Here is a 20,426-nt window from a genome sequence, read left to right on the forward strand (position 1 = left end):
CATGAAGAGGTCTAAAATTTTATTGGTCATTGCCGTTATTTCTCTAGTCGTAGCATTTTATTTTTATCGAGATTACAGCAACTTTTCATCAATTAAACCAACTAACGTTCATTTTGAAAATCGTATTGAAAAATATAGTATTCAAGGAATTGATGTGTCACATCATCAAGGAGTAATTGAATGGGATAAGGTGACCTATCCTAATCCAGAAAGAAGCTTACAATTTGTTTTTATAAGGGCAACTGTAGGAGTGGAAAAAGATAAAAGGTTCAAAAGAAATTGGGAAGAGTCACAAGTCTTAGACATAAATCGTGGAGCCTATCATTATTATTGGGCCAATGTTAACAGCACTCAACAAGCAAAAAATTTTATTAAAACGGTAGATTTAAAGAAAGGTGATTTACCACCTGTTCTTGATATTGAAGATGTCTCTAGCATACAATCAATAGAAAACCTGAGAAAAGGACTTAAAAATTGGATTTCTATTATTAAAAAACATTATGGAGTAGCTCCTATTCTTTATACAGGAGCTAGTTATTACAAGGATTATTTATCTAGCGATGATTATTTTAAAAATTATCCTAGGCTGTGGATTGCCAATTACAGCTATCGTGGTCAACCAGAAGGTGATTGGGATTTTTGGCAGTTTACTGATAAGCTTGCTGTTCCCGGTATAAAGCCTCTTGTTGATGGCAATGTTTATCGCCACGATGAGAACACATATAATAAACTATTAATTAATTAGGTTGAATAAATGGATTACTCCATTTTTCATCAGTATAGACTGCGTTGCCTGAAAGGGTTCTTAAAAAGTTGATGAGATCTTCCTTTTGTGTTTCAGTAAGTTGTAAATCTTGACCAACTGGTCCATTAGGCCCTACAGAAGAGAACAATAAAGGGTCTAATAATTGCTGGTTTGCTATATCAATTTGATTGTAATGGTTGACCATCTCTAACAGCGTTGACAAAGAGGCGTCGTGCATTAAAGGACCATTTAAATTTCCCATGGGATCGGTGAGATCACGTAGGCTAGGAGATCTAGTATTATCATGATCATTTAAATTCGGATTGTTAAGCACTCCAATAACACCATTATTATGGATGTCATCTCTTATGGCAAACTCAGGACCTGCATGGCAACTCACACAACCTGCACCACCATTGACAGCTGGCGTATTAAACAGTCTTTTACCACGATTTTCAGATAGGGTAAAATTAGGAAATGGAGTATTGATATTTCCAGTTTGAACAAGACCTTCATCAAATTTTGAATCAAATGACTGAATGCTTAAAACAAAATTAGCCAAAGATTCTTGAATGCCTTCTATTGTTACTTGTTCATTGCCGTATACTTGTTTAAAGAGTACTGGATAATACTCTAAGGATTGTAGTTTTTGAACCAAAGACTCCAAAGTATTTGAGTCATTGGAACCGCTAAAACCCATCTCTATATGATCTTGAATAGGTTGTAATACTTGATCTTCTAGAGAACTAGCTCTTTCATCCCAAAAATAAGAAGTTCCTGGTCTATAACCGGCATTTACTAGCCGCATACTGTGTCTTGTAGTAACTCCATTAACACCTATACTTGCCATGTTAAGATCGCCAAAAGCATGAGACTGAATATGGCAACTTGCACAAGAAATAGAATTATCAATAGATAAGTTTTTATCGTAAAATAAAACTCTACCTAATTGCGCTTTTTCATTTTCAACATCATTTCCTGTATTTACGAATCTTATATAGTTAGGTACTTGAGTATTTTGATAGGGTAGTGTTGTAGATAAATTGATGTTTGTAAAATGATTATTAAGAATCTCTTGCTCGGTTAAAATTACTTCATCATTAGAGTCTTGACAACCTATAAAGATGGTACTCAAGACTAATAAACAAATCGAAACTATAAAATGACTTTTTCCCATTTTCAACTAACTTTTAAGTTTAGACTTACATATCTAACAAAAGTTTAACAATTTTAAAAAAAATAAAAAAAAGCGCCTCAAAAAAATGAGACGCTTTACTATTTTTTTTGTGATAAATTATTTGTCAACAGCAGCAATTAAAACTCCATCTACAGTTTCTTTAGTTGTTTTTGCTTGTTCAGCAGCAACAGAACTATCTCCTGATCTTATGATGTTTAAAGTACCAATCTTAAAATTGTTAAGATCTACTTGAGCTCCGTTTAAGGCCTCTACCATTAAAGACTTTTCGTAATTAAATTTTGAGAAAGAAACTTGTGTATTTCCTTTAACAGAAAGTGCTTTTAAAGAGTTAGTGTAGATTCTAATTTTAAGAGGTTTGGCGCTTGAGCCATTTTGTCGAACGATCAGACTGTTGTTTTCAGTTGATATCGTAAAGTTTTTAAGATCTTCTTCATTGAGATTAAACATAACCTTATCCGATGTAGAGTTTACGAATTCTACTTCAGCATCAGCGTGAATTTTTACACGTTTAAGGTCATCTGTGTTTTTTACGGTTTGAGCGTTTGCAATTCCGGCTACCAGAATAACAAACAAAAAAAGTAACTTTTTCATAGCATTTTATTTTGTTGTTCTTATTAAAAGACATGCAAAGTTCCTTTTTGTTACAGTTATAAAAAACTGTTTTACAATTTCTTAAACATAACTTGAATATATCGAAATAAAAAAGTCAGGCAATCCAATGATAGCCTGACTTTGAACGTTGTGTTAACGATAGTTAAAACGAACTAATTGTTTTCCTGATAGTTACGAGTCTTGTCAGTAAACCTTCTAAATGTTGTAGGTCGAGCATATTTGCGCCGTCACTTTTTGCATTTGCTGGGTCAAAATGGGTCTCTATAAACAATCCATCTACATGGTTTACGACACCTGCTCTAGCGATTGTTTCAATCATATCTGGTCTTCCACCAGTTACTCCACTAGATTGATTAGGTTGTTGTAAACTATGCGTCACATCTAGTACTGTAGGAGCAAATTGTCTCATGGTAGGAATTCCTCTAAAATCAACAATCATATCCTGATAACCAAACATGGTACCGCGATCAGTAATCCAAGCCTTATCGCTACCAGAGTCCTTTACTTTTTGAACTGCATGTTGCATAGCTTCGGGTGACATGAATTGCCCCTTTTTAAGGTTAACCACCTTACCTGTTTGTGCAGCTGCAACTACTAGATCGGTTTGTCTAACTAAAAAAGCAGGTATTTGCAGAACATCCACATATTGAGCCGCTTTTTGTGCGTCACTTACTTCATGAATATCGGTAACCGTAGGAACATCAAATGTTTTTGAGACTTTTTCTAGAATTTTTAAAGCTTTTTCATCACCTATTCCAGTAAAGCTGTCAATCCTGCTACGGTTTGCTTTTTTAAAGCTTCCTTTGAATATGTAAGGAATTTTTAAATCATCTGTTATACGTACAACTTTCTCAGCTATTCTTAAAGCCATTTCTTCACCTTCGATAGCACAAGGGCCAGCAAGTAAAAAGAAATTATTACTATCGGTATGCTTAAGTTTTGGAACTTGTTTTAAATCCATAATTTTAATTCTGTACAATTACTTTACGACCACTTTTTTCCCATTGTTGAATTCCTCCCGTTAGGTCGTAAATTTTTAGAAATCCATTTTCCTCGAGAATTTTGGCGCAACGAGCACTTTGACCACCTTTATTACAATAGAGTAATAATGGTTCCTCTTTATCTAGTGAAGATAAAATCTTTTCGAGATCTGTATTTTCTATCTCCATATTAACTGCGCCTTTAAGATGCTTTTTATTAAAATCAAGATCTTTGCGCACGTCAATAAGCTTTACCTTGTTTGTTTCAATTAAGGATTCAGCCTCTTCGGGTGAAACTTTTATAATTGTACCTGGTTTATCTTGAAAACAAGAACTTATGGAAATAGAAAATAGAATTACAAAAAATAATCGATATATAGTTTTCATTAAATGTGCGTTGTTTCTCCTTCCCACTCCATAAATCCACCTAATAGATTGTAGGTGTTTGGTACTCCCAATTGATTCATAATTTGACAAGCTTGAGCGCTACGACCACCAGCACGACAATATACATAGTAGTTTTTAGAAGCGTCCATGCCGTTTACGGCATTCATGAAAGTTTCTGGTTCATAAATGTCATAGTGCAGGGCACCAGGAATAATTCCTTCTTCAGTTACTTCTTCTTTTGTTCTAACATCTAGAATGATAGCGTTTTCATCGTTAGCGATGAGTTTTCTCCATTCCTCTTGGTTAATATCTTTCATAATTTATATACTACAAGAACTAGTAGTGACCAACTCTTGATTTTTTAATTCAGTTTTTTTGATGGCTCCATAACCACCTAATACATTTTTAAACTTAAAGCCTTGTGATTGAGCAATACTGGCAAAAATCACTGACCTATATCCACCAGCACAATGAACTGTATACACTTTAGTTTTATCCAAATGTTTCAATTCGGAATGAACGTTATCTAGAGCATGTAAAGGTACTCCATTGACATGACTGCTTTCATACTCACCAGGTTTACGACAATCTAGCGGTTGTTCAATCATTCCAGACTCTAGTCCATCGATAAATTCTTGAGCTGTAATATCTTCAATGCTTGAAATAGAATATCCTGCAGTTTTCCAACTACTAATTCCTCCTTTAAGATAGCCCTGAGAGTTGTCGTAACCTACTCGCGCTAGTCTAGTCACTGCTTCTTCTTCTCGTCCTTCAGGTGCAACTAGAATAATTTTTTGATCAATATCTTCTATTAAAGCTCCTACCCATGGGGCAAATTGTCCATCCAGACCTATGAACCAACTTCCAGGTATGTGTTCTTTGGTAAATTCTTGTGGACTGCGTACATCAAGTACTAAATATTCTGCGTCATCTGCGAGCGCTTTAAAAGATTTTGCATTAATAGGTGTATTTCCTCTTTTTAATATCTCGTCAATACTGCTGTTCACACCCTTGTTCATCCACACGTTTTTAGGGAAATAAGAAGGCGGTGCAGCAATTCCTGTAGTTACTTCTTTGATAAAATCCTCTTTAGTTAAATCAGGATTAAGAGCATAATTAGTTTTCTTTTGATTACCTAAAGTATCGCTAGTTTCTTTACTCATATTCTTACCACAAGCACTACCAGCACCATGAGCAGGATAAACAATGATGTCATCTGGTAAGGGCATGATGTGATTGCGTAGACTATCATATAAATGACCAGCAAGATCTTCTGTGCTTAGATCTGATTTCACTGCAAGATCAGGACGCCCTACATCGCCTATAAAAAGCGTGTCTCCTGTAAATATTGCCTCTGCTTTACCTGTTTCATCTTTTAATAAATAACAAGAGGACTCCATGGTGTGTCCAGGAGTATGTAACAAGGTAAGTGTAATGTCACCGATAGAAAAACTTTGTTGGTGTTCCGCTTTCGCGAAAGCGTAACTAGTACTGGCATTAGGCCCGATAACAATTGTGGCACCAGTTTTATCTGCTAGATCTACATGACCAGATACAAAGTCTGCATGAAAATGAGTAAGAAATATATATTTAATTGTAGCTCCTTCTTGAGCAGCTCTATCAATGTAAGGTTGTACCTCACGTAGTGGATCTATTACCGCAGCCTCGCCATTACTAGAAATGTAATAAGTTCCTTGAGCTAGGCATTTTGTATAATATTGTTCCAATATCATAATTCTAATTTTAAGACAAAAATAAGAAATTATGATAGGGATATGTCCCTTGAATTAGGTCAAGTCAATAGATTATAACAATATACCTATTTAATACTACAACCTATGGCTCTCGTATAGGTATTTTCTATTTTTTTGTTGTTTAAAAGCGCCTGCAAAGCATCTTCTAAAAAATGATTTTTAACTTTACTCGCATCCTTATGATTATCGTCTATTGCTCCTATGTAACGAACTACGTTTCTAGGTCCTTCCTTTTTTAGCAAATAAACATGCGGAGTTTTTGTGGCACCATATTGTGGATATATTTTTTGGCCTTCATCAAATAGATAAGGAAATGTAAAACCTTTTTCTCGAGCTCTTACAATCATGTTCTCATAACTGTCTGCAGGATAAGTTTCGGTATCGTTAGGATTGATTGCAATTACAGGATATCCTAATTCCTTATACTTTTTATCAATAGCAATAATTCTATCTTCATAAGCCACACTATAAGGACAATGATTACATGTAAAAATTACAATAAACCCTTTGGCCTGTTTGTAATCTGATAAGGACACCATTTTACCATCTATATTTTTAAGAGAAAAATCTGTAGCAACATCACCTACTTTATAACCAGACTCTTGTATAGTGGCAGCAACATCGTATCCCATTACTTTGGTGTCTATTACACCACTGGTAATGACAACAGCCATAAGTATTACTGCACTTAAACTCAAAAATTTCACGATTTTCATAACCTATCTAAATTGTGCAATGGCTTCTTCCAACTGGTCGTAGGTCACTGCTTTGTTTATAAAATATTTTTCTTTTCCTTTTTTTATAAGGGTTACTGGTATGGCACCATCCCAATGATCGTCTACTATAGGTATCCATTCTGCGGCATAGGGATCATCTAGTAGGTAAACGGAACTTTTAATTTCTTTTTCTTTAAGAAATGGATTTACCGTTGAAGTTACCTTTTCTACATCGTCTAAGGATATAAGAACTACATCGACATCATCATATTTACTGTTTACTTTTTCAAAATAGGGTAGTTCCTCTACACAAGGCGCGCACCAGGTTGCCCAAAAATTTATAACCTGAATCTTTTCACTAGGCTCATTGATTATATTTATAAAGCCTTCTCTTTGAATGACTTGAGTTGTGCTTATGGGTTTATCCTCTTTGCAAGAGAGTATTCCTAATAAAATGAATAAGTAAAGTGTCCACTTCATAATGCAATATTAGACAGGTATTTTCACATGTGATGTGTGATTAACGATTGTTTGATATGGAATTAAGGAAATTTTAAAATTATAAGGGCAGTTTACTTTTCATTTTTTCTACCATCTTAAACGCAGCAGGACAAATGGCTGTGTTTTTTACCGTCAAAGTTCCTATTTGATAAATTTTGCGCCTATCGGTGTGCGGATATTCTCTACAAGCTTTGGGTCTTACCTCATAAATAGAACAATAATTATCTGCTCCTAGAAAGTGGCAAGGCACCTGTTTAAGTACATAGTCGTTATCCTCGTCTATACGCAAGTAATCATCAATAAAATCGGATGGCTTCATCCTAAAGTGCTTTGCGATGCGCGCTATGTCATTGTCGGTAAATAGAGGACCAGTTGTTTTACAACAATTTGCACAAGTTAGGCAGTCCACTTCATCAAAAACCTCATCGTGAGTTTCTTGAACTATATAATCTAGGTTTTTGGGCTTTTTTTTGCGTAATTTTTTAAAATACTGAGTGTTTTCAGTCTTTTTTTGAGAGGAAAGTTGGGGTAATTTTTTTAAAAAATCGTCCATTAATTGCAATTCCCGGTAGGCATTCCAGAGTTGTATCCCAGTTCCTTTAATTCACTTATGATACTGCAAAATAAATTTCTAGACCAGTACATGCTTGTCCTTTGTTTTGCAGCCGATAGATCACCTTGTATCTCGTTAATTTTTTGCGCAGTACTGCTTTCTAGGTATTTGGCATAGGCTGCCTTCTGTTCCTCTGTCATGGCAGCTGGATTTTCACGCAATTGAATTCCTGCTTCGGATTTATAAAATTTAATCAATTGCTCTAGGTCATATTTTTCTGTGATAATACTACGATACTCTGCCGCTAGTATTCCCTTAAATTGGGCTACGCTTTCCTTCTTGTTGTTTTGATGTTTTTTCCAAAAACTTTCAGGAACCGATTGTGATTGAAAAGCATCTTTAATTTGATTGAGCATCATGTCATAAGCTTGATTATATTCCTTATCGATTCCACCTACTTCAAAATATTCCATTACGAGAGTTTGGTAGGATGGTGATTGCGCTTTCGCGAAAGCGGAACCAAAGACTACTAGAGCGATTACAAAAGCTTTTTTCATGATATCAAAATTATTTATGATACAAGTTTACTAAAATATTTACCGATCAATCCAAATGTAAGTTACAAAAAAAACTGCCCGATAAACGGACAGTTTTTAAGGATTAATTGCTCAAAACACGATGACGTTCACGAGCTAATAACGTATTTTTAAGTAGCATTGCAATGGTCATAGGACCTACACCACCTGGAACAGGTGTTATTGCACTTACCTTTTTAGATACATTCTCAAAATCAACATCACCAGTGATGTAATAACCTTTTGCAGCACTTTCATCAGGAACACGAGTAATTCCCACATCGATAATTACTGCGTCATCTTTAACCATTTCGGCTTTGAGAAAACCGGGAACTCCAAGCGCTGAAATGATAATATCAGCTTGTGAAGTAATTTGAGTAATATTCTTAGTTTGACTGTGAGTAAGTGTTACGGTTGAGTTTCCTGGGAAACCTTTTCTTCCCATAAGAATGCTCATAGGTCTACCTACAATATGCGATCGACCTATTACTACAGTATGTTTACCTTTAGTTTCAATGTTGTATCGTTCTAGTAATTCGAGAATACCAAACGGAGTAGCTGGGATAAACGTACTCATATCTAGTGCCATTCTTCCAAAATTGGTTGGATGAAATCCATCGACATCTTTGTCTGGATCTACAGCCATTAGAACTTTTTGGGTGTCAATTTGTTTAGGTAAAGGAAGCTGAACAATGAACCCATCAATTTCAGGATTTTGATTTAATTTTTTAATCTCTTTAAGCAATTCGGTTTCACTAGTAGTATTAGGCATTTTAATCAACGTGCTCTCGAAACCTACACGCTCACACGCTCTTACTTTACTGCCTACGTAAGTAAGACTTGCGCCATCATTACCTACAATTATTGCTGCAAGATGAGGTACTTTTTCACCTTTATCTTTCATTTCTTGAACTGCAGCTGTGATTTCATTCTTGATATCATTACTGGTCTTTTTACCGTCTAGTAGGATCATGATGCTTTTAAATTAATCGACTGTAAAATTGAAGAATTTGATTGATTTTTAAAAGTTTTGAAGTAATAGGTTTTCACTAGTTGTTAACGAAAACGTTTTATTAAAGACGGAGTGATAAATCATTTGTTTTAATACCTATGATAAAATGAATTACGAATCAAACCGCAGGTAAGAATAAATTAATGCTACTGATTATATGTTATACACAGGTAAAACTGGATTCCAAACCAATTATTGTAATGCAATAACTTTAAAAGTTGTAGCAATAGCGAAGTTCACTCAATATGAGAGAATTTAAAATTATGTAGTTCAATAAAGACGAAAAGTTCTTTTAAAATAGGGTAGGAGATGTGTTTATCTCATTTTACCCAGTGCATTCATCATTGCTTTTCCTTTACCACCTTGCATCATTTTCATCATCTTGCTCATTTGATCAAATTGTTTGAGCAGTTGATTTACATCTTTAACCGTACTACCACTACCTTTTGCAATACGTTTTTTACGGCTACCATTGATAATTTGTGGTTTAGTACGTTCTTCAGGTGTCATAGAATGTATGATCGCTTCAATACCTTTAAAAGCATCGTCGTCGATATCTACATTTTTAAGCATTTTTCCAGCACCAGGTATCATTCCCATAAGATCTTTAATGTTACCCATTTTTTTGATCTGCTGGATCTGACTTAGGAAGTCATCAAAACCGAACTGGTTTTTGGCAATTTTTTTATTCAGTTTACGAGCTTGTTCCTCGTCAAATTGTTCTTGCGCTCTTTCTACAAGTGAAACGACGTCTCCCATTCCTAGGATACGATCTGCCATACGTGATGGATAGAAAACATCAATGGCTTCCATTTTTTCACCTGTACCTATGAATTTAATAGGTTTGTCAACAACCGATTTAATAGACAAAGCAGCACCACCACGAGTATCACCATCTAGTTTAGTAAGAACAACTCCATCAAAATTTAAACGATCATTAAATGCTTTAGCTGTATTCACAGCATCCTGACCTGTCATCGAGTCTACAACAAAAAGAGTCTCTTGTGGTTGAACAGCAGCATGTACTTGAGCAATTTCATTCATCATTTGCTCATCTACTGCTAGACGACCAGCGGTATCTATAATAACAACGTTAAATCCGTTTTGTTTTGCATGAGCTATTGCAGCTTGAGAAATCTTAACTGGATCTTTTTCGTCACGATTAGAATAAACTTCAACACCTATTGATTCACCTACTACATGTAACTGGTCAATAGCTGCAGGTCTATAAATATCACAGGCAACTAATAAAGGTTTTTTGCTTTTTTTTGTTTTTAAGAAGTTAGCCAGTTTACCAGAGAATGTAGTTTTACCACTACCTTGTAGACCAGACATTAAAATAACAGATGGATTACCCGATAGATTAACACCGGTAACTTCACCACCCATTAATTCTGCTAGCTCATCTCGTACAATTTTTGTAAGTAATTGACCAGGCTTTAATGAGGTAAGAACTCCTTGTCCAATCGCTTTATCTTTAGCCTTTTTAGTAAACTCCTTGGCAATTTTAAAGTTTACATCGGCATCAACTAGAGCACGTCTTATTTCTTTAAGCGTGTCAGCTACGTTAACTTCAGTAATACTACCATGCCCTTTAAGGACGTGCATGGCTTTATCTAACTTATCGGATAAATTATCAAACATAGGTATACCTCATTTTTAAGGAATGCAAAGGTAACATTTCTAGTAACGTGTTTCAAGTGAATTAGCTAGGTTCAGTATAAGAAAATGTTTCTTACCTGCGTAAAAAGCAAACAGCCTTGTACCAATAGGTTACAAGGCTGTTTTTTATAGAGTTGTAGTAAGTATTTACTTAATTGCCACTAATTCAAGGTCAAAAACCAAATCCTTACCAGCTAGTGGATGATTAGCATCTACCACAATGTGATCATCGTGCACTTCACTCACACGTAGTTGACGTTCAGTACCATCTGGATTTTGAGAAACTAATCCCATACCTACTTGTGGTTCAATTTCTTGAGGTAAGTTTGCTCTATCAACTTTTTGGAAAAGTTGATCGTGTATTTCACCATAAGCATCTTCCTTGTTTATCGTAATAGTTTTTTTCTCGTTCACCTTCATGTCGATAAGACCATGCTCAAAACCAGGAATTAATTGACCTTGTCCTAAAGTTACCTCTAAAGGATCGCGATCTAGGCTACTATCAAATATTTGCCCATCTGTTAATTTTCCTGTGTAATGTACTTGTACAGTATCGTTTTCTTTTACTTGACTCATTGTAATTGTCTTGTTATTAGGCTTCAAAAGTATCAATCTAAATACCGCTAGACGAATTATATCTAAATTTCTCTTTGCTTTAAGAAAGACTTAACGTTCTTAATGTGTTAAACGTTAAATCGTAAAACGGTTTTATGTTTTTTTGATCATTTTATCCATGACGAATACGTGAGGAAACGTTATTCCTCCTAAGAATGCAACTATAATAGTCAGCAAGAATTGAGTTCTTTCTTGAAGAAAAAAATACAAAACACCTAAGAATATTAATGAAGCGATCCAATACAATGAACTGTATTTAATATAACTCCAAACATGTGACTGATTTGAGTCGCCATATAAAAAAGTGATTTGAGTGTACATAGAAGGTATACTGTGCCATAAAACAAAATAGATGGCAAATCCCCATAATAGACTACTTGTATTAAAAATAATAAAGATGACAGCTAGATATAATAATTCCTTAGCAATTGTTTTTAAAGGAAGACCTCGTAATTGATAGGCTCCAGTAGTTACGAGGATCACGCAGGTAGCAAGAAGTGCATAGTACAGTTGCTGCTCTGTTATGTTCATGGAAACTATTTCATTGATAACATTTAGACTTTGACTAGAATTAATTTTGAATAGCATCAATAGGATTAATAATCCATAAGCCGCTACAAATAGATTGTTTTTCCAGGAAGTAGGTAATTGGTATTTTTCAAAATGTTCTTGTCCAAAATGATATCCACTTACCAGTATAAAAAGTCCAAGGGTAGTTTGTGGTGAAAGAAAAAAACCTATGGTTCCTAGTAACACCACAACTATATACTTCAATATGAATGAAAGTATCCTTTTAGTAGAACGTTCACTTTTGTTAAGGTGAATTCGCACATCATTAGCGCCATGTATGACTCCAATTGATAAAATTAATACCAATCCTAATCCATTTTCCCAATCTTCAGAAATGCGTGTTGACACCCATAAACAAAGGAAACTTAGTATTAAAATGATACGATATAAACCTTGGTAAGACATTTTTTGTTTAAAATTAACATTATAAAGTTAAACAAATATGTTTAAAGTTTTGTAAATTTAGTTCAACAAAAACATTTTATTATGAATACTTTATTATTACTTACCGAAGTTTCAAAAATCGCTCCCAATGATTACGTAGGGTTTTCGTTTTTTGTAGGCTGTATGGCTATGATGGCTGCCAGCGCCTTCTTTTTTCTTTCCATGAATTCTTTTGATAGAAAATGGCGTGTCTCTATTTTAGTTTCAGGATTAATCACTTTCATTGCTGCGGTTCACTATTGGTATATGAGAGATTATTGGTCTTCTTTTGCAGAATCACCAGTATTTTTTAGATATGTGGATTGGGTACTTACGGTACCTTTAATGTGTGTTGAATTTTATTTAATTCTTAAGGTCGCTGGTGCAAAGAAATCTTTAATGTGGAAACTCATTCTACTTTCAGTTGTAATGCTTGTAACAGGATACTTTGGCGAAGCAGTCGATAGGGACAATGCCTGGTTATGGGGATTAGTTTCAGGATTAGCTTACTTCTGGATTGTTGCAATCATCTGGTTTGGCGAGGCAAAAAAACTCGCACAACAAGCAGGTGGCTACGTTTTGAGCGCTCATAAAACCTTGTGCTGGTTTGTACTAGTGGGATGGGCCATTTACCCGATAGGATATATGGCAGGAACTCCAGGTTGGTACGAATCGATTTTTGGAGGATTGGACCTTGATGTTGTGTACAACATAGGTGACGCTATTAACAAAATTGGGTTTGGGTTAGTTATCTACAATCTAGCTGTACAAGTTCAAAGTAAAAATGCTTAGTTACTAGATTTACTTTCGTTTTCCCCTTTAAAAGACCTGTTGTGCCACAGGTCTTTTTTTATGAATGATTTTTTTGGGATTACGCTTTCGCGAAAGCGAGTATAAATTAACACTGCAATAAAAATAAAAAGCCTAAAAACCAATAAATAAGAGTACTTTTGCAGCCTGAAATTAAGGTACTATAATGAAAGACATCAGAAATATCGCGATTATCGCACACGTTGACCACGGTAAAACTACCCTGGTAGACAAGATTTTACACCATTGTGAGATTTTTCGTGAGAATGAATCTACTGGAGAATTAATCTTAGATAATAATGACCTAGAACGTGAGCGTGGTATTACCATTCTTGCAAAAAACGTTTCGGTTACCTATAAAGGAACTAAAATTAATATTATCGATACTCCTGGTCACGCCGATTTTGGTGGTGAAGTAGAACGTGTTCTTAACATGGCCGATGGGGTTTTGTTACTAGTTGACGCTTTTGAAGGTCCAATGCCGCAAACTCGTTTTGTTCTTCAAAAAGCAATTGACATGGGACTTAAACCATGTGTAGTTGTAAACAAAGTAGACAAAGAAAACTGTACACCAGACGAAGTTCACGAGGCAGTATTTGACTTGATGTTTGAATTAGGTGCCGAAGAATGGCAAATGGACTTCCCAACGGTATACGGTAGTGCCAAAAATAATTGGATGAGTGACGATTGGCAAGATCAAACAGATTCTATCGAGCCATTACTAGATATGGTAATTGAGCACATACCTGCTCCTAAAGTGAGTGAAGGTACCACTCAAATGCTTATTACTTCATTAGACTACTCTAGTTATACAGGTCGTATTGCGATAGGTAGAGTGTCTAGAGGTACTCTTAAAGAAGGGCAGCAAGTAACCTTGTGTAAACGTGACGGTAGCCAGATGAAGTCTAAAATCAAAGAGCTTAACGTATTTGATGGAATGGGTCGTGCCAAAGTAGCCGAAGTACAAGCAGGAGATATTTGTGCTGTTGTAGGTTTAGAAGGTTTTGAGATTGGAGATTCGATTGCCGATTATGAAAACCCTGAGGCTATGGAAACTATAGCGATTGATGAGCCTACAATGAGTATGTTATTTACTATTAATGACTCACCATTCTTTGGTAAGGATGGAAAATTTGTTACTTCTAGGCACATTAAAGACCGTTTAACTAAGGAGCTTGAGAAGAATCTTGCTCTGCAAGTGCAAGATACAGATAGCGCTGATAAGTTTATGGTTTTTGGTCGTGGTGTGTTACACTTATCGGTTCTTATAGAGACTATGAGAAGAGAAGGATATGAGCTTCAAATCGGGCAGCCACAGGTTATCATCAAAGAGATAGATGGTGTTAAATGTGAGCCGGTAGAAGAACTTACCATTGACTTGCCAGAAAACGTTAGTGGTAAAGCTGTTGAAATGGTTACTATGAGAAAAGGTGAAATGACTAGTATGACTCCTAAAGGTGATCGTATGGTTATTGAATTTAAAATTCCATCTAGAGGTATCATAGGATTAAGAAATCAGTTAATTACTGCAACAGCTGGTGAGGCGATTATGAATCACCGTTTTATAGCATTTGAACCATTTAAAGGAGAAATTCCAGGTCGTATTAATGGATCGTTAATCTCGATGGAAAAAGGTACAGCTATCCCTTATTCATTAGATAAACTTCAAGATCGCGGTAAGTTTTTTATAGCGCCTGGTGAAGAGATTTATACAGGTCAAGTGGTAGGTGAAAATTCAAGAGCAGATGATCTTGTCGTTAACCTTACAAAGACTAAAAAATTATCTAACGTGCGTAGTGCAGGTGCAGATGATAAGGTGAAAATCGCTCCGCCGATTAAATTCACTCTAGAAGAAGCACTGGAATACATACAAAAAGATGAGTATGTAGAGGTAACACCTAACTTCATAAGATTACGTAAGATTTTCCTTGATGAGAATGAACGTAAAAGAAGAGCGAAAGAATTAGGTTAAAAACTTCGTTTAAATAATTACAAAAGGTCTGTGAGCAATCACAGACCTTTTTTTATGATCATTTGTAATTTTTACAAGTTTAATTTCTAACAATTTGTAGAATACATCATATAAAAGTCTATAATTCAACTAATTTGGTTGAAAATCATTTATTATGAATTACGTCAAAATTCTATTGTTGCTGTGCTTTACCATGATACTTGCTGCTTCTTGTGAAGAAGAACAAGAGGAAAGTGAAATTAAAGATTTTAGACTTTATGGACCAGTGTACCAGTTTGATGAAGAACAAAAGGACCTCATTGTAAAAAATGTTTACGATGTAGGTGATTGCCTAACATTTGTAAATGATGATGAATTAGAACTACAAGCTTGTGTGCAAAGAGTAAATAAAGGAATTAGTCAGCGAGGAGGAACTACCGGCTGGTATTCAATACCTAGATATCAAACGGAATATTCAACCATTCATTTCACAATAGACGATCCTAGAACTAGTTTTGAAACTACTCTGGCCTACGTTGCAGATTTCTCAAGATTTGGCAACTTTAATGTGAAATTACTATTCAGCTACTATAATAATAATGCAACGCAATTTACTGATGGAGTAGTGCTTAATGGTTTTTTTGACCAACCCGAACAAGTGATGACCATTGGTGAGAGAACATTTTATCGTGTAGTTGAAATTAATTCAGGTACAACATTAGAATATGTTGATTCAAATACCAATATTACCGTTAATGTAAATAAAATATGGTATGATATAGATTATGGTATTATAGGGTTTTCTACAGTTCAAAATGAAGATTGGCTCATTAAATCTTAATAAAAAAAGGCCTGTGAACCATCACAGACCTTTAAATAAAAACGTTATTATTTTTTAGTTTTCTTGTTCTAGAGCATCCCAGTACTCATAGGCACGTCTTAAGTGTGGAATGACTATGGTACCGCCTACTAAGGTTGCGATTGACAAAGCCTCAACCACTTCTTCTTTTTTAAGACCAGCTTCTTTACTAGCTTGTAAATGATAGCGCACGCAGTCGTCACATCTTAAAACAGTACTTGCTACTAGACCTAAAAGTTCTTTAGTCTTCTTGTCCAAGGCACCTTCAGTAAAGGCGTTTGTGTCTAGGTTAAAAATACGTTTGATAACTTTATTGTTATCTTCAAGAATAGCATCGTTCATTTTAGCACGATAACTATTGAATTCTTCTACAATATTACTCATAAAATTAAATGCCGTATTAGGCTACTTTTTTACGTTGTCTATAAAGTACAAACATAGATATGAAAACACTTAATTCGTATAAAATTAACACAGGTATAGCAACTATTATCTGACTTTGAATATCAGGTGGTGTTATCACAGCAGCAACAATTAGGACAATTACTAGTGCAAACTTGCGGTATTTGCGCATAGCTTGTGGTGTACACAAACCTACTTTGGTTAAAAAGTACACGATTATAGGTAATTCAAACATGATTCCGCAGGAAAGAACACAGGCTCTTACTAAACCTATATAACTATTTAAATCAGGTTCAAACTTAATAAGTTCTGATAATTCATAGGTAGCTAGAAAATGCACTGATAACGGAGCGATCAAATAATAACCGAATAACGCACCAGTAAAGAACAATAATGAGCTTGCGATGATAAACCCTTTAGAATATTTACGTTCATTTGGTTTAAGCCCTGGAGAGATAAAATTCCAAAATTGCCATAAAATCCATGGAAAAGCGGTTATAAATCCTACCGTAATCGAAGTCCAAATGTGAGCACTGAATAAATCAGGCATTTTTCTGGTTTGAGTAGCAAAATTTAAATTAGGATCACAAAATTCACTTTCAAATCCTAGCCATTTAGCAAACTCACAAAATTTCTGGTAACTGATAAAATCATTTTTACTAGGTCCCAGAAGAACACCGTCGATTACTACATCTTTAAAAATGAAGGCAACAATTGCCATTAAGAGCACGCCACCTATAGATCGTATAATTGCCCATCGCAATTCCTCTACGTGATCAAGAAATGACATGTTGTTAGGGTCTACTTTTTTTCTAGCCATGTTATAAGATACCTTCTCTTATTAAATCATGAATATGAACAACACCTGCGTACTCACCGTTATTGGTAGCTACTAGTTGAGAAATATTGTATTCCTCCATGGTTTCTCTAGCCTCAACTGCCATCGCATCTGTATCGATAGTTTTAGGGTGATCGCTCATTATATCGTGTGCTTGTAAATCGTCTATATTACGACCACTAGTGAGCATTCTTCTTAAATCTCCATCAGTAATAACACCTATAGCCTTAGACTCACTAGTCACAACCGTCATCCCTAGCATGTTTTCTGAAATATTAATGATTACTTCACGTAAACTTGTGGTTGCAGATACTTCTGGCTTTTTATTTTGAGAAACAAGATCATCAACCCTTAAATAAAGTTTTTTACCTAAAGCGCCACCTGGATGATATTTTGCAAAATCCTTATCACTAAACCCTTTTAATTCTAGCAGACTTACCGCAAGAGCATCACCTATAACCAGTTGAGCAGTTGTACTGGTAGTAGGAGCAAGACCGTTGGGACAAGCCTCTTCCTCAATAGGAGCATGTAGGATAAAGTCTGCTTCCTTACCTAAAAAGGAATCTTTATGACTAGTAATTGCTATCAAAAGGTTGCCAAAATCCTTTATTAATGGAACAAGTACTTTTATTTCTGGAGTGTTACCACTTTTTGATAGACACACAACAACATCATTTTTCTGTATAATTCCTAGGTCACCGTGTATAGCATCAGCGGCATGCATGAAAATAGCTGGTGTCCCAGTACTGTTCATGGTAGCTACCATCTTTTGCGCGATTATGGCGCTTTTACCTATTCCAGTAATGATAACTCTACCGTTTGAATTATGTATGGATAATACCGCTTTCGCGAAAGCGGAATCAATACTATTTATTAAATTATTAACAGCTTGTGCCTCAATGCTTACTGTTCTTTTTGCAGCTTCAAGAGCTTTATTTTCTAAATCCAAGAGTGATAAGATTTAATAGTAATTTGAAATATTCTAATTTAGTCGTAAATTTAGCTTACAAAGATAACAAAAACACAAGCGCCGGATGGCAGAAACACAAGTCTCTCTAGAAGAAAGCCTCAAGAAATATTTTGGATTTGATAAATTCCGTGGATTACAAAAAGATGTAATCAAGACCCTACTTAATGGTAATGATGTCTTTGTCATCATGCCTACTGGTGGTGGTAAGTCATTATGTTATCAATTACCTGCACTTATGCAGGATGGTACCGCAATCGTGGTATCACCATTGATAGCTTTAATGAAAAATCAGGTTGATGCAATACGTGGAGTTTCTGATAGTGATGGAGTAGCGCATGTACTCAATAGTTCACTATCAAAAACAGATGTTCAACGTGTAATGAATGATATTACTAGTGGTGAATGTAAATTGTTGTATGTAGCACCAGAGTCACTGACCAAAGAGGAATATGTAGAATTTCTCAAGGAGCAAAAAATATCTTTTCTTGCGGTAGATGAAGCGCACTGTATAAGTGAATGGGGTCATGATTTTAGACCTGAATACCGCAACCTGCGTAAAATAATTGATAGAATAGGAGCTAATATTCCAATTATTGGTCTTACAGCAACTGCAACTCCAAAGGTGCAAGAAGATATTTTAAAAAACCTCCAAATTACAGATGCTACCACTTTTAAGGCAAGTTTTAATAGACCAAACTTATTTTATGAAGTACGTCCTAAAACAGCTCAAGTAGATGCAGATATTACTAGGTTTATTAAACAAAATGACGGTAAGTCTGGTATCGTTTATTGTTTATCCCGTAAAAGAGTAGAAGAGCTTGCCCAGGTACTTCAAGTTAATGGTATAAAAGCAGTTCCTTATCATGCAGGGCTCGACGCAAAAACAAGAGCAAATCACCAAGATATGTTCCTAATGGAAGACGTTGATGTAGTAGTCGCGACAATAGCATTTGGGATGGGAATCGATAAACCTGATGTACGTTTTGTAATTCATCACGATATACCAAAGAGTATAGAATCTTACTATCAAGAAACAGGTCGTGCAGGAAGAGATGGTGGAGAAGGACACTGCCTTGCCTACTACTCTTATAAAGATATTGAGAAGTTAGAAAAATTCATGTCGGGAAAACCAATTGCTGAACAAGAAATCGGTCATGCATTACTTCAAGAAATGGTAAGCTATGCAGAAACTAGCATGAGCCGCAGACAGTTTATCCTTCATTATTTTGGAGAGCAGTTTGATCCACAAACAGGTGAAGGCGGTGACATGGATGATAACATGAAAAACCCTAAACCCAAAAAAGAAGCCGTTGAGGATGTAAAAAAATTACTCAAAGTAATTTCTGATGCTGGTGAAAGATACAAGGCCAAAGACATAGTCAATATTATCAAGGGTAAAACTAATGCCATGATAAGCAGTCATAAATTGGATCAACATGATTTTTTTGGTAGTGGTAAGGATAAAGATAAAAACTACTGGATGGCGCTGGTACGTCAAATAATGGTTGCAGGATATATACGTAAGGATATTGAATCCTATGGTACCTTAAAAATGAAGAAAGAAGGTAAAGAGTTTTTACTTTCTGGATCAAGTTTTATGATGACCGATGATCATAGTTATAGTGAAAGTGATGATAAGGTTATTGGCTCTGGAAAAGGCGGTGCTGTTGATACTCAACTTGTCAAGTTTCTAAAAGATTTACGTAAAAAGGTAGCGGCACAAAAGAACGTACCACCGTATGTTGTTTTTCAAGATCCTTCTATTGATGACATGGCTACAAAATATCCAGTTTCTCTGGAAGAGCTCGCAAATATTCATGGTGTAGGTGAAGGTAAGGCTCGTAAATACGGTACGCCTTTTATTGATTTGATATCAAAATATGTTGAAGATAACGATATTACAAGACCAGATGACCTTGTAATTAAAAGTACAGGTTCAAAATCTGGAAATAAACTTTACTTCATCACTAGCATTGACCGTAAACTAAGCTTTGATGATATGGCTAGTGCAAAGGGAATGGAGATGAATGAGCTTATAGGTGAACTTGAAAGTATCGTATATAGTGGTACAAAATTAAATATTCAATATTGGATTGATGAAATGCTTGATGAAGATCAACAAGAAGAACTTCACGATTATTTCCTAGAATCAGAAAGTGATAAGATTGATGTGGCTATGGATGAATTTGATGGTGACTATGAAGAGGAAGAATTGAGATTATATCGATTAAAATTTATAAGTGAAGTAGCTAATTAGGTTTTTAAACATAAATTATTGTGTATTAAAGCTTTA

General features: G+C 35.2%; 22 protein-coding genes. 5 read left to right on the top strand and 17 right to left on the bottom strand.

What is annotated here, in order from left to right; all coding sequences use genetic code 11:
- Nucleotide 1 precedes the first annotated feature (1 nt).
- On the top strand, nt 2–745 hold the full coding sequence (locus AAT17_RS11950; RefSeq protein ID WP_082586967.1) for a glycoside hydrolase family 25 protein: 744 nt from the start codon (nt 2–4) through the stop codon (nt 743–745).
- Here AAT17_RS11950 and AAT17_RS11955 read toward each other — a convergent pair.
- The 14 genes from AAT17_RS11955 to AAT17_RS12020 all read right to left on the bottom strand — a co-directional run bounded on the left by AAT17_RS11955 (nt 738) and on the right by AAT17_RS12020 (nt 12,285).
- Nucleotides 738–1,922, bottom strand: coding sequence for a cytochrome-c peroxidase (locus AAT17_RS11955; RefSeq protein WP_060525096.1), 1,185 nt, complete (start codon nt 1,920–1,922; stop codon nt 738–740). The genes AAT17_RS11950 and AAT17_RS11955 overlap by 8 nt on opposite strands.
- A 117-nt stretch (nt 1,923–2,039) precedes the next feature.
- Complete coding sequence (locus AAT17_RS11960; RefSeq protein ID WP_060524626.1) at nt 2,040–2,534, bottom strand: DUF2807 domain-containing protein; 495 nt, start codon at nt 2,532–2,534, stop codon at nt 2,040–2,042.
- Between the two features lie 163 nt (nt 2,535–2,697).
- On the bottom strand, nt 2,698–3,516 hold the full coding sequence (gene kdsA / locus AAT17_RS11965) for a 3-deoxy-8-phosphooctulonate synthase (RefSeq protein WP_042280334.1): 819 nt from the start codon (nt 3,514–3,516) through the stop codon (nt 2,698–2,700).
- A gap of 4 nt (nt 3,517–3,520) precedes the next feature.
- Nucleotides 3,521–3,922 carry a rhodanese-like domain-containing protein gene (locus AAT17_RS11970; protein ID WP_060524629.1) on the bottom strand — a complete coding sequence of 134 codons (402 nt, stop codon included), beginning with the start codon at nt 3,920–3,922 and terminating at the stop codon, nt 3,521–3,523.
- Entirely contained in the window at nt 3,922–4,239 is a 318-nt protein-coding gene (locus tag AAT17_RS11975) for a rhodanese-like domain-containing protein (protein ID WP_060524631.1), read from the bottom strand. The genes AAT17_RS11970 and AAT17_RS11975 overlap by 1 nt, the downstream gene beginning before the upstream one ends.
- Before the next feature lie 3 nt (nt 4,240–4,242).
- On the bottom strand, nt 4,243–5,655 hold the full coding sequence (locus AAT17_RS11980) for a rhodanese-like domain-containing protein (protein WP_042280327.1): 1,413 nt from the start codon (nt 5,653–5,655) through the stop codon (nt 4,243–4,245).
- Between the two features lie 86 nt (nt 5,656–5,741).
- Entirely contained in the window at nt 5,742–6,392 is a 651-nt protein-coding gene (locus tag AAT17_RS11985) for a redoxin domain-containing protein (RefSeq protein WP_060524634.1), read from the bottom strand.
- A 3-nt stretch (nt 6,393–6,395) separates the two neighbouring features.
- Complete coding sequence (locus AAT17_RS11990; protein ID WP_060524637.1) at nt 6,396–6,872, bottom strand: thioredoxin domain-containing protein; 477 nt, start codon at nt 6,870–6,872, stop codon at nt 6,396–6,398.
- A 79-nt stretch (nt 6,873–6,951) separates the two neighbouring features.
- Complete coding sequence (locus AAT17_RS11995; RefSeq protein ID WP_042280322.1) at nt 6,952–7,446, bottom strand: YkgJ family cysteine cluster protein; 495 nt, start codon at nt 7,444–7,446, stop codon at nt 6,952–6,954.
- The gene (locus AAT17_RS12000; protein WP_042280320.1) at nt 7,446–8,003 is read right to left on the bottom strand and encodes a DUF2059 domain-containing protein; all 558 of its coding nucleotides are present in this window, start codon (nt 8,001–8,003) and stop codon (nt 7,446–7,448) included. The genes AAT17_RS11995 and AAT17_RS12000 overlap by 1 nt, the downstream gene beginning before the upstream one ends.
- Before the next feature lie 103 nt (nt 8,004–8,106).
- On the bottom strand, nt 8,107–8,994 hold the full coding sequence (locus AAT17_RS12005) for a bifunctional 5,10-methylenetetrahydrofolate dehydrogenase/5,10-methenyltetrahydrofolate cyclohydrolase (protein ID WP_060524638.1): 888 nt from the start codon (nt 8,992–8,994) through the stop codon (nt 8,107–8,109).
- 354 nt (nt 8,995–9,348) lie between these two features.
- Nucleotides 9,349–10,677, bottom strand: a complete 1,329-nt coding sequence (gene ffh / locus AAT17_RS12010) for a signal recognition particle protein (RefSeq protein ID WP_042280317.1) — start codon at nt 10,675–10,677, stop codon at nt 9,349–9,351.
- Nucleotides 10,678–10,842: 165 nt separating this feature from the next.
- On the bottom strand, nt 10,843–11,271 hold the full coding sequence (locus AAT17_RS12015; protein ID WP_042280315.1) for a peptidylprolyl isomerase: 429 nt from the start codon (nt 11,269–11,271) through the stop codon (nt 10,843–10,845).
- 132 nt (nt 11,272–11,403) lie between these two features.
- The gene (locus tag AAT17_RS12020; RefSeq protein WP_060524639.1) at nt 11,404–12,285 is read right to left on the bottom strand and encodes a Brp/Blh family beta-carotene 15,15'-dioxygenase; all 882 of its coding nucleotides are present in this window, start codon (nt 12,283–12,285) and stop codon (nt 11,404–11,406) included.
- Between the two features lie 81 nt (nt 12,286–12,366).
- On the opposite strand from AAT17_RS12020, the gene AAT17_RS12025 reads away from it, so the two are divergent.
- The 3 genes from AAT17_RS12025 to AAT17_RS12035 all read left to right on the top strand — a co-directional run bounded on the left by AAT17_RS12025 (nt 12,367) and on the right by AAT17_RS12035 (nt 15,905).
- Complete coding sequence (locus AAT17_RS12025) at nt 12,367–13,095, top strand: bacteriorhodopsin-like (RefSeq protein WP_042280311.1); 729 nt, start codon at nt 12,367–12,369, stop codon at nt 13,093–13,095.
- Nucleotides 13,096–13,279: 184 nt separating this feature from the next.
- Nucleotides 13,280–15,085: a translational GTPase TypA gene (gene typA / locus AAT17_RS12030; RefSeq protein ID WP_042280309.1), complete on the top strand. Its 1,806-nt coding sequence runs from the start codon at nt 13,280–13,282 to the stop codon at nt 15,083–15,085.
- 154 nt (nt 15,086–15,239) lie between these two features.
- On the top strand, nt 15,240–15,905 hold the full coding sequence (locus tag AAT17_RS12035) for a hypothetical protein (protein WP_157539280.1): 666 nt from the start codon (nt 15,240–15,242) through the stop codon (nt 15,903–15,905).
- A 54-nt stretch (nt 15,906–15,959) separates the two neighbouring features.
- On the opposite strand, the gene AAT17_RS12040 is transcribed toward AAT17_RS12035, so the two are convergent.
- The 3 genes from AAT17_RS12040 to AAT17_RS12050 are packed head-to-tail and all read right to left on the bottom strand — an operon-like array spanning nt 15,960 to nt 18,112.
- Nucleotides 15,960–16,307 (bottom strand): carboxymuconolactone decarboxylase family protein, encoded by a 348-nt coding sequence (locus AAT17_RS12040; protein ID WP_060524643.1) that lies wholly within the window; start codon nt 16,305–16,307, stop codon nt 15,960–15,962.
- A 16-nt stretch (nt 16,308–16,323) separates the two neighbouring features.
- A complete protein-coding gene (gene tatC, locus AAT17_RS12045) occupies nt 16,324–17,145 on the bottom strand; it encodes a twin-arginine translocase subunit TatC (protein ID WP_042280304.1) in 822 nt (273 codons plus the stop codon).
- Nucleotide 17,146: 1 nt separating this feature from the next.
- The gene (locus AAT17_RS12050) at nt 17,147–18,112 is read right to left on the bottom strand and encodes an SIS domain-containing protein (RefSeq protein ID WP_042280303.1); all 966 of its coding nucleotides are present in this window, start codon (nt 18,110–18,112) and stop codon (nt 17,147–17,149) included.
- Between the two features lie 85 nt (nt 18,113–18,197).
- On the opposite strand from AAT17_RS12050, the gene recQ reads away from it, so the two are divergent.
- Nucleotides 18,198–20,390 (top strand): DNA helicase RecQ, encoded by a 2,193-nt coding sequence (recQ, locus tag AAT17_RS12055; RefSeq protein WP_060524644.1) that lies wholly within the window; start codon nt 18,198–18,200, stop codon nt 20,388–20,390.
- Nucleotides 20,391–20,426: the final 36 nt, after the last annotated feature.

The sequence above is a fragment of the Nonlabens sp. MIC269 genome, assembly GCF_001430865.1.
GTDB classification, from domain to species: Bacteria; Bacteroidota; Bacteroidia; order Flavobacteriales; family Flavobacteriaceae; genus Nonlabens; species Nonlabens tegetincola.

What these genes read in the sequence shown, in the direction of transcription:
- AAT17_RS12040 (WP_060524643.1), bottom strand. Translation starts at nt 16,307, where the DNA reads ATGAGTAATATTGTAGAAGAATTCAATAGTTATCGTGCTAAAATGAAC.
- AAT17_RS11960 (WP_060524626.1), bottom strand. Translation starts at nt 2,534, where the DNA reads ATGAAAAAGTTACTTTTTTTGTTTGTTATTCTGGTAGCCGGAATTGCA.
- AAT17_RS11955 (WP_060525096.1), bottom strand. Translation starts at nt 1,922, where the DNA reads ATGGGAAAAAGTCATTTTATAGTTTCGATTTGTTTATTAGTCTTGAGT.
- AAT17_RS12005 (WP_060524638.1), bottom strand. Translation starts at nt 8,994, where the DNA reads ATGATCCTACTAGACGGTAAAAAGACCAGTAATGATATCAAGAATGAA.
- AAT17_RS12020 (WP_060524639.1), bottom strand. Translation starts at nt 12,285, where the DNA reads ATGTCTTACCAAGGTTTATATCGTATCATTTTAATACTAAGTTTCCTT.
- ffh (WP_042280317.1), bottom strand. Translation starts at nt 10,677, where the DNA reads ATGTTTGATAATTTATCCGATAAGTTAGATAAAGCCATGCACGTCCTT.
- kdsA (WP_042280334.1), bottom strand. Translation starts at nt 3,516, where the DNA reads ATGGATTTAAAACAAGTTCCAAAACTTAAGCATACCGATAGTAATAAT.
- AAT17_RS12035 (WP_157539280.1), top strand. Translation starts at nt 15,240, where the DNA reads ATGAATTACGTCAAAATTCTATTGTTGCTGTGCTTTACCATGATACTT.
- AAT17_RS11980 (WP_042280327.1), bottom strand. Translation starts at nt 5,655, where the DNA reads ATGATATTGGAACAATATTATACAAAATGCCTAGCTCAAGGAACTTAT.
- AAT17_RS12015 (WP_042280315.1), bottom strand. Translation starts at nt 11,271, where the DNA reads ATGAGTCAAGTAAAAGAAAACGATACTGTACAAGTACATTACACAGGA.
- AAT17_RS11985 (WP_060524634.1), bottom strand. Translation starts at nt 6,392, where the DNA reads ATGAAAATCGTGAAATTTTTGAGTTTAAGTGCAGTAATACTTATGGCT.
- AAT17_RS11950 (WP_082586967.1), top strand. Translation starts at nt 2, where the DNA reads ATGAAGAGGTCTAAAATTTTATTGGTCATTGCCGTTATTTCTCTAGTC.
- AAT17_RS12000 (WP_042280320.1), bottom strand. Translation starts at nt 8,003, where the DNA reads ATGAAAAAAGCTTTTGTAATCGCTCTAGTAGTCTTTGGTTCCGCTTTC.
- typA (WP_042280309.1), top strand. Translation starts at nt 13,280, where the DNA reads ATGAAAGACATCAGAAATATCGCGATTATCGCACACGTTGACCACGGT.
- AAT17_RS12025 (WP_042280311.1), top strand. Translation starts at nt 12,367, where the DNA reads ATGAATACTTTATTATTACTTACCGAAGTTTCAAAAATCGCTCCCAAT.
- recQ (WP_060524644.1), top strand. Translation starts at nt 18,198, where the DNA reads ATGGCAGAAACACAAGTCTCTCTAGAAGAAAGCCTCAAGAAATATTTT.
- AAT17_RS11995 (WP_042280322.1), bottom strand. Translation starts at nt 7,446, where the DNA reads ATGGACGATTTTTTAAAAAAATTACCCCAACTTTCCTCTCAAAAAAAG.
- AAT17_RS11970 (WP_060524629.1), bottom strand. Translation starts at nt 3,922, where the DNA reads ATGAAAACTATATATCGATTATTTTTTGTAATTCTATTTTCTATTTCC.
- tatC (WP_042280304.1), bottom strand. Translation starts at nt 17,145, where the DNA reads ATGGCTAGAAAAAAAGTAGACCCTAACAACATGTCATTTCTTGATCAC.
- AAT17_RS11990 (WP_060524637.1), bottom strand. Translation starts at nt 6,872, where the DNA reads ATGAAGTGGACACTTTACTTATTCATTTTATTAGGAATACTCTCTTGC.
- AAT17_RS11975 (WP_060524631.1), bottom strand. Translation starts at nt 4,239, where the DNA reads ATGAAAGATATTAACCAAGAGGAATGGAGAAAACTCATCGCTAACGAT.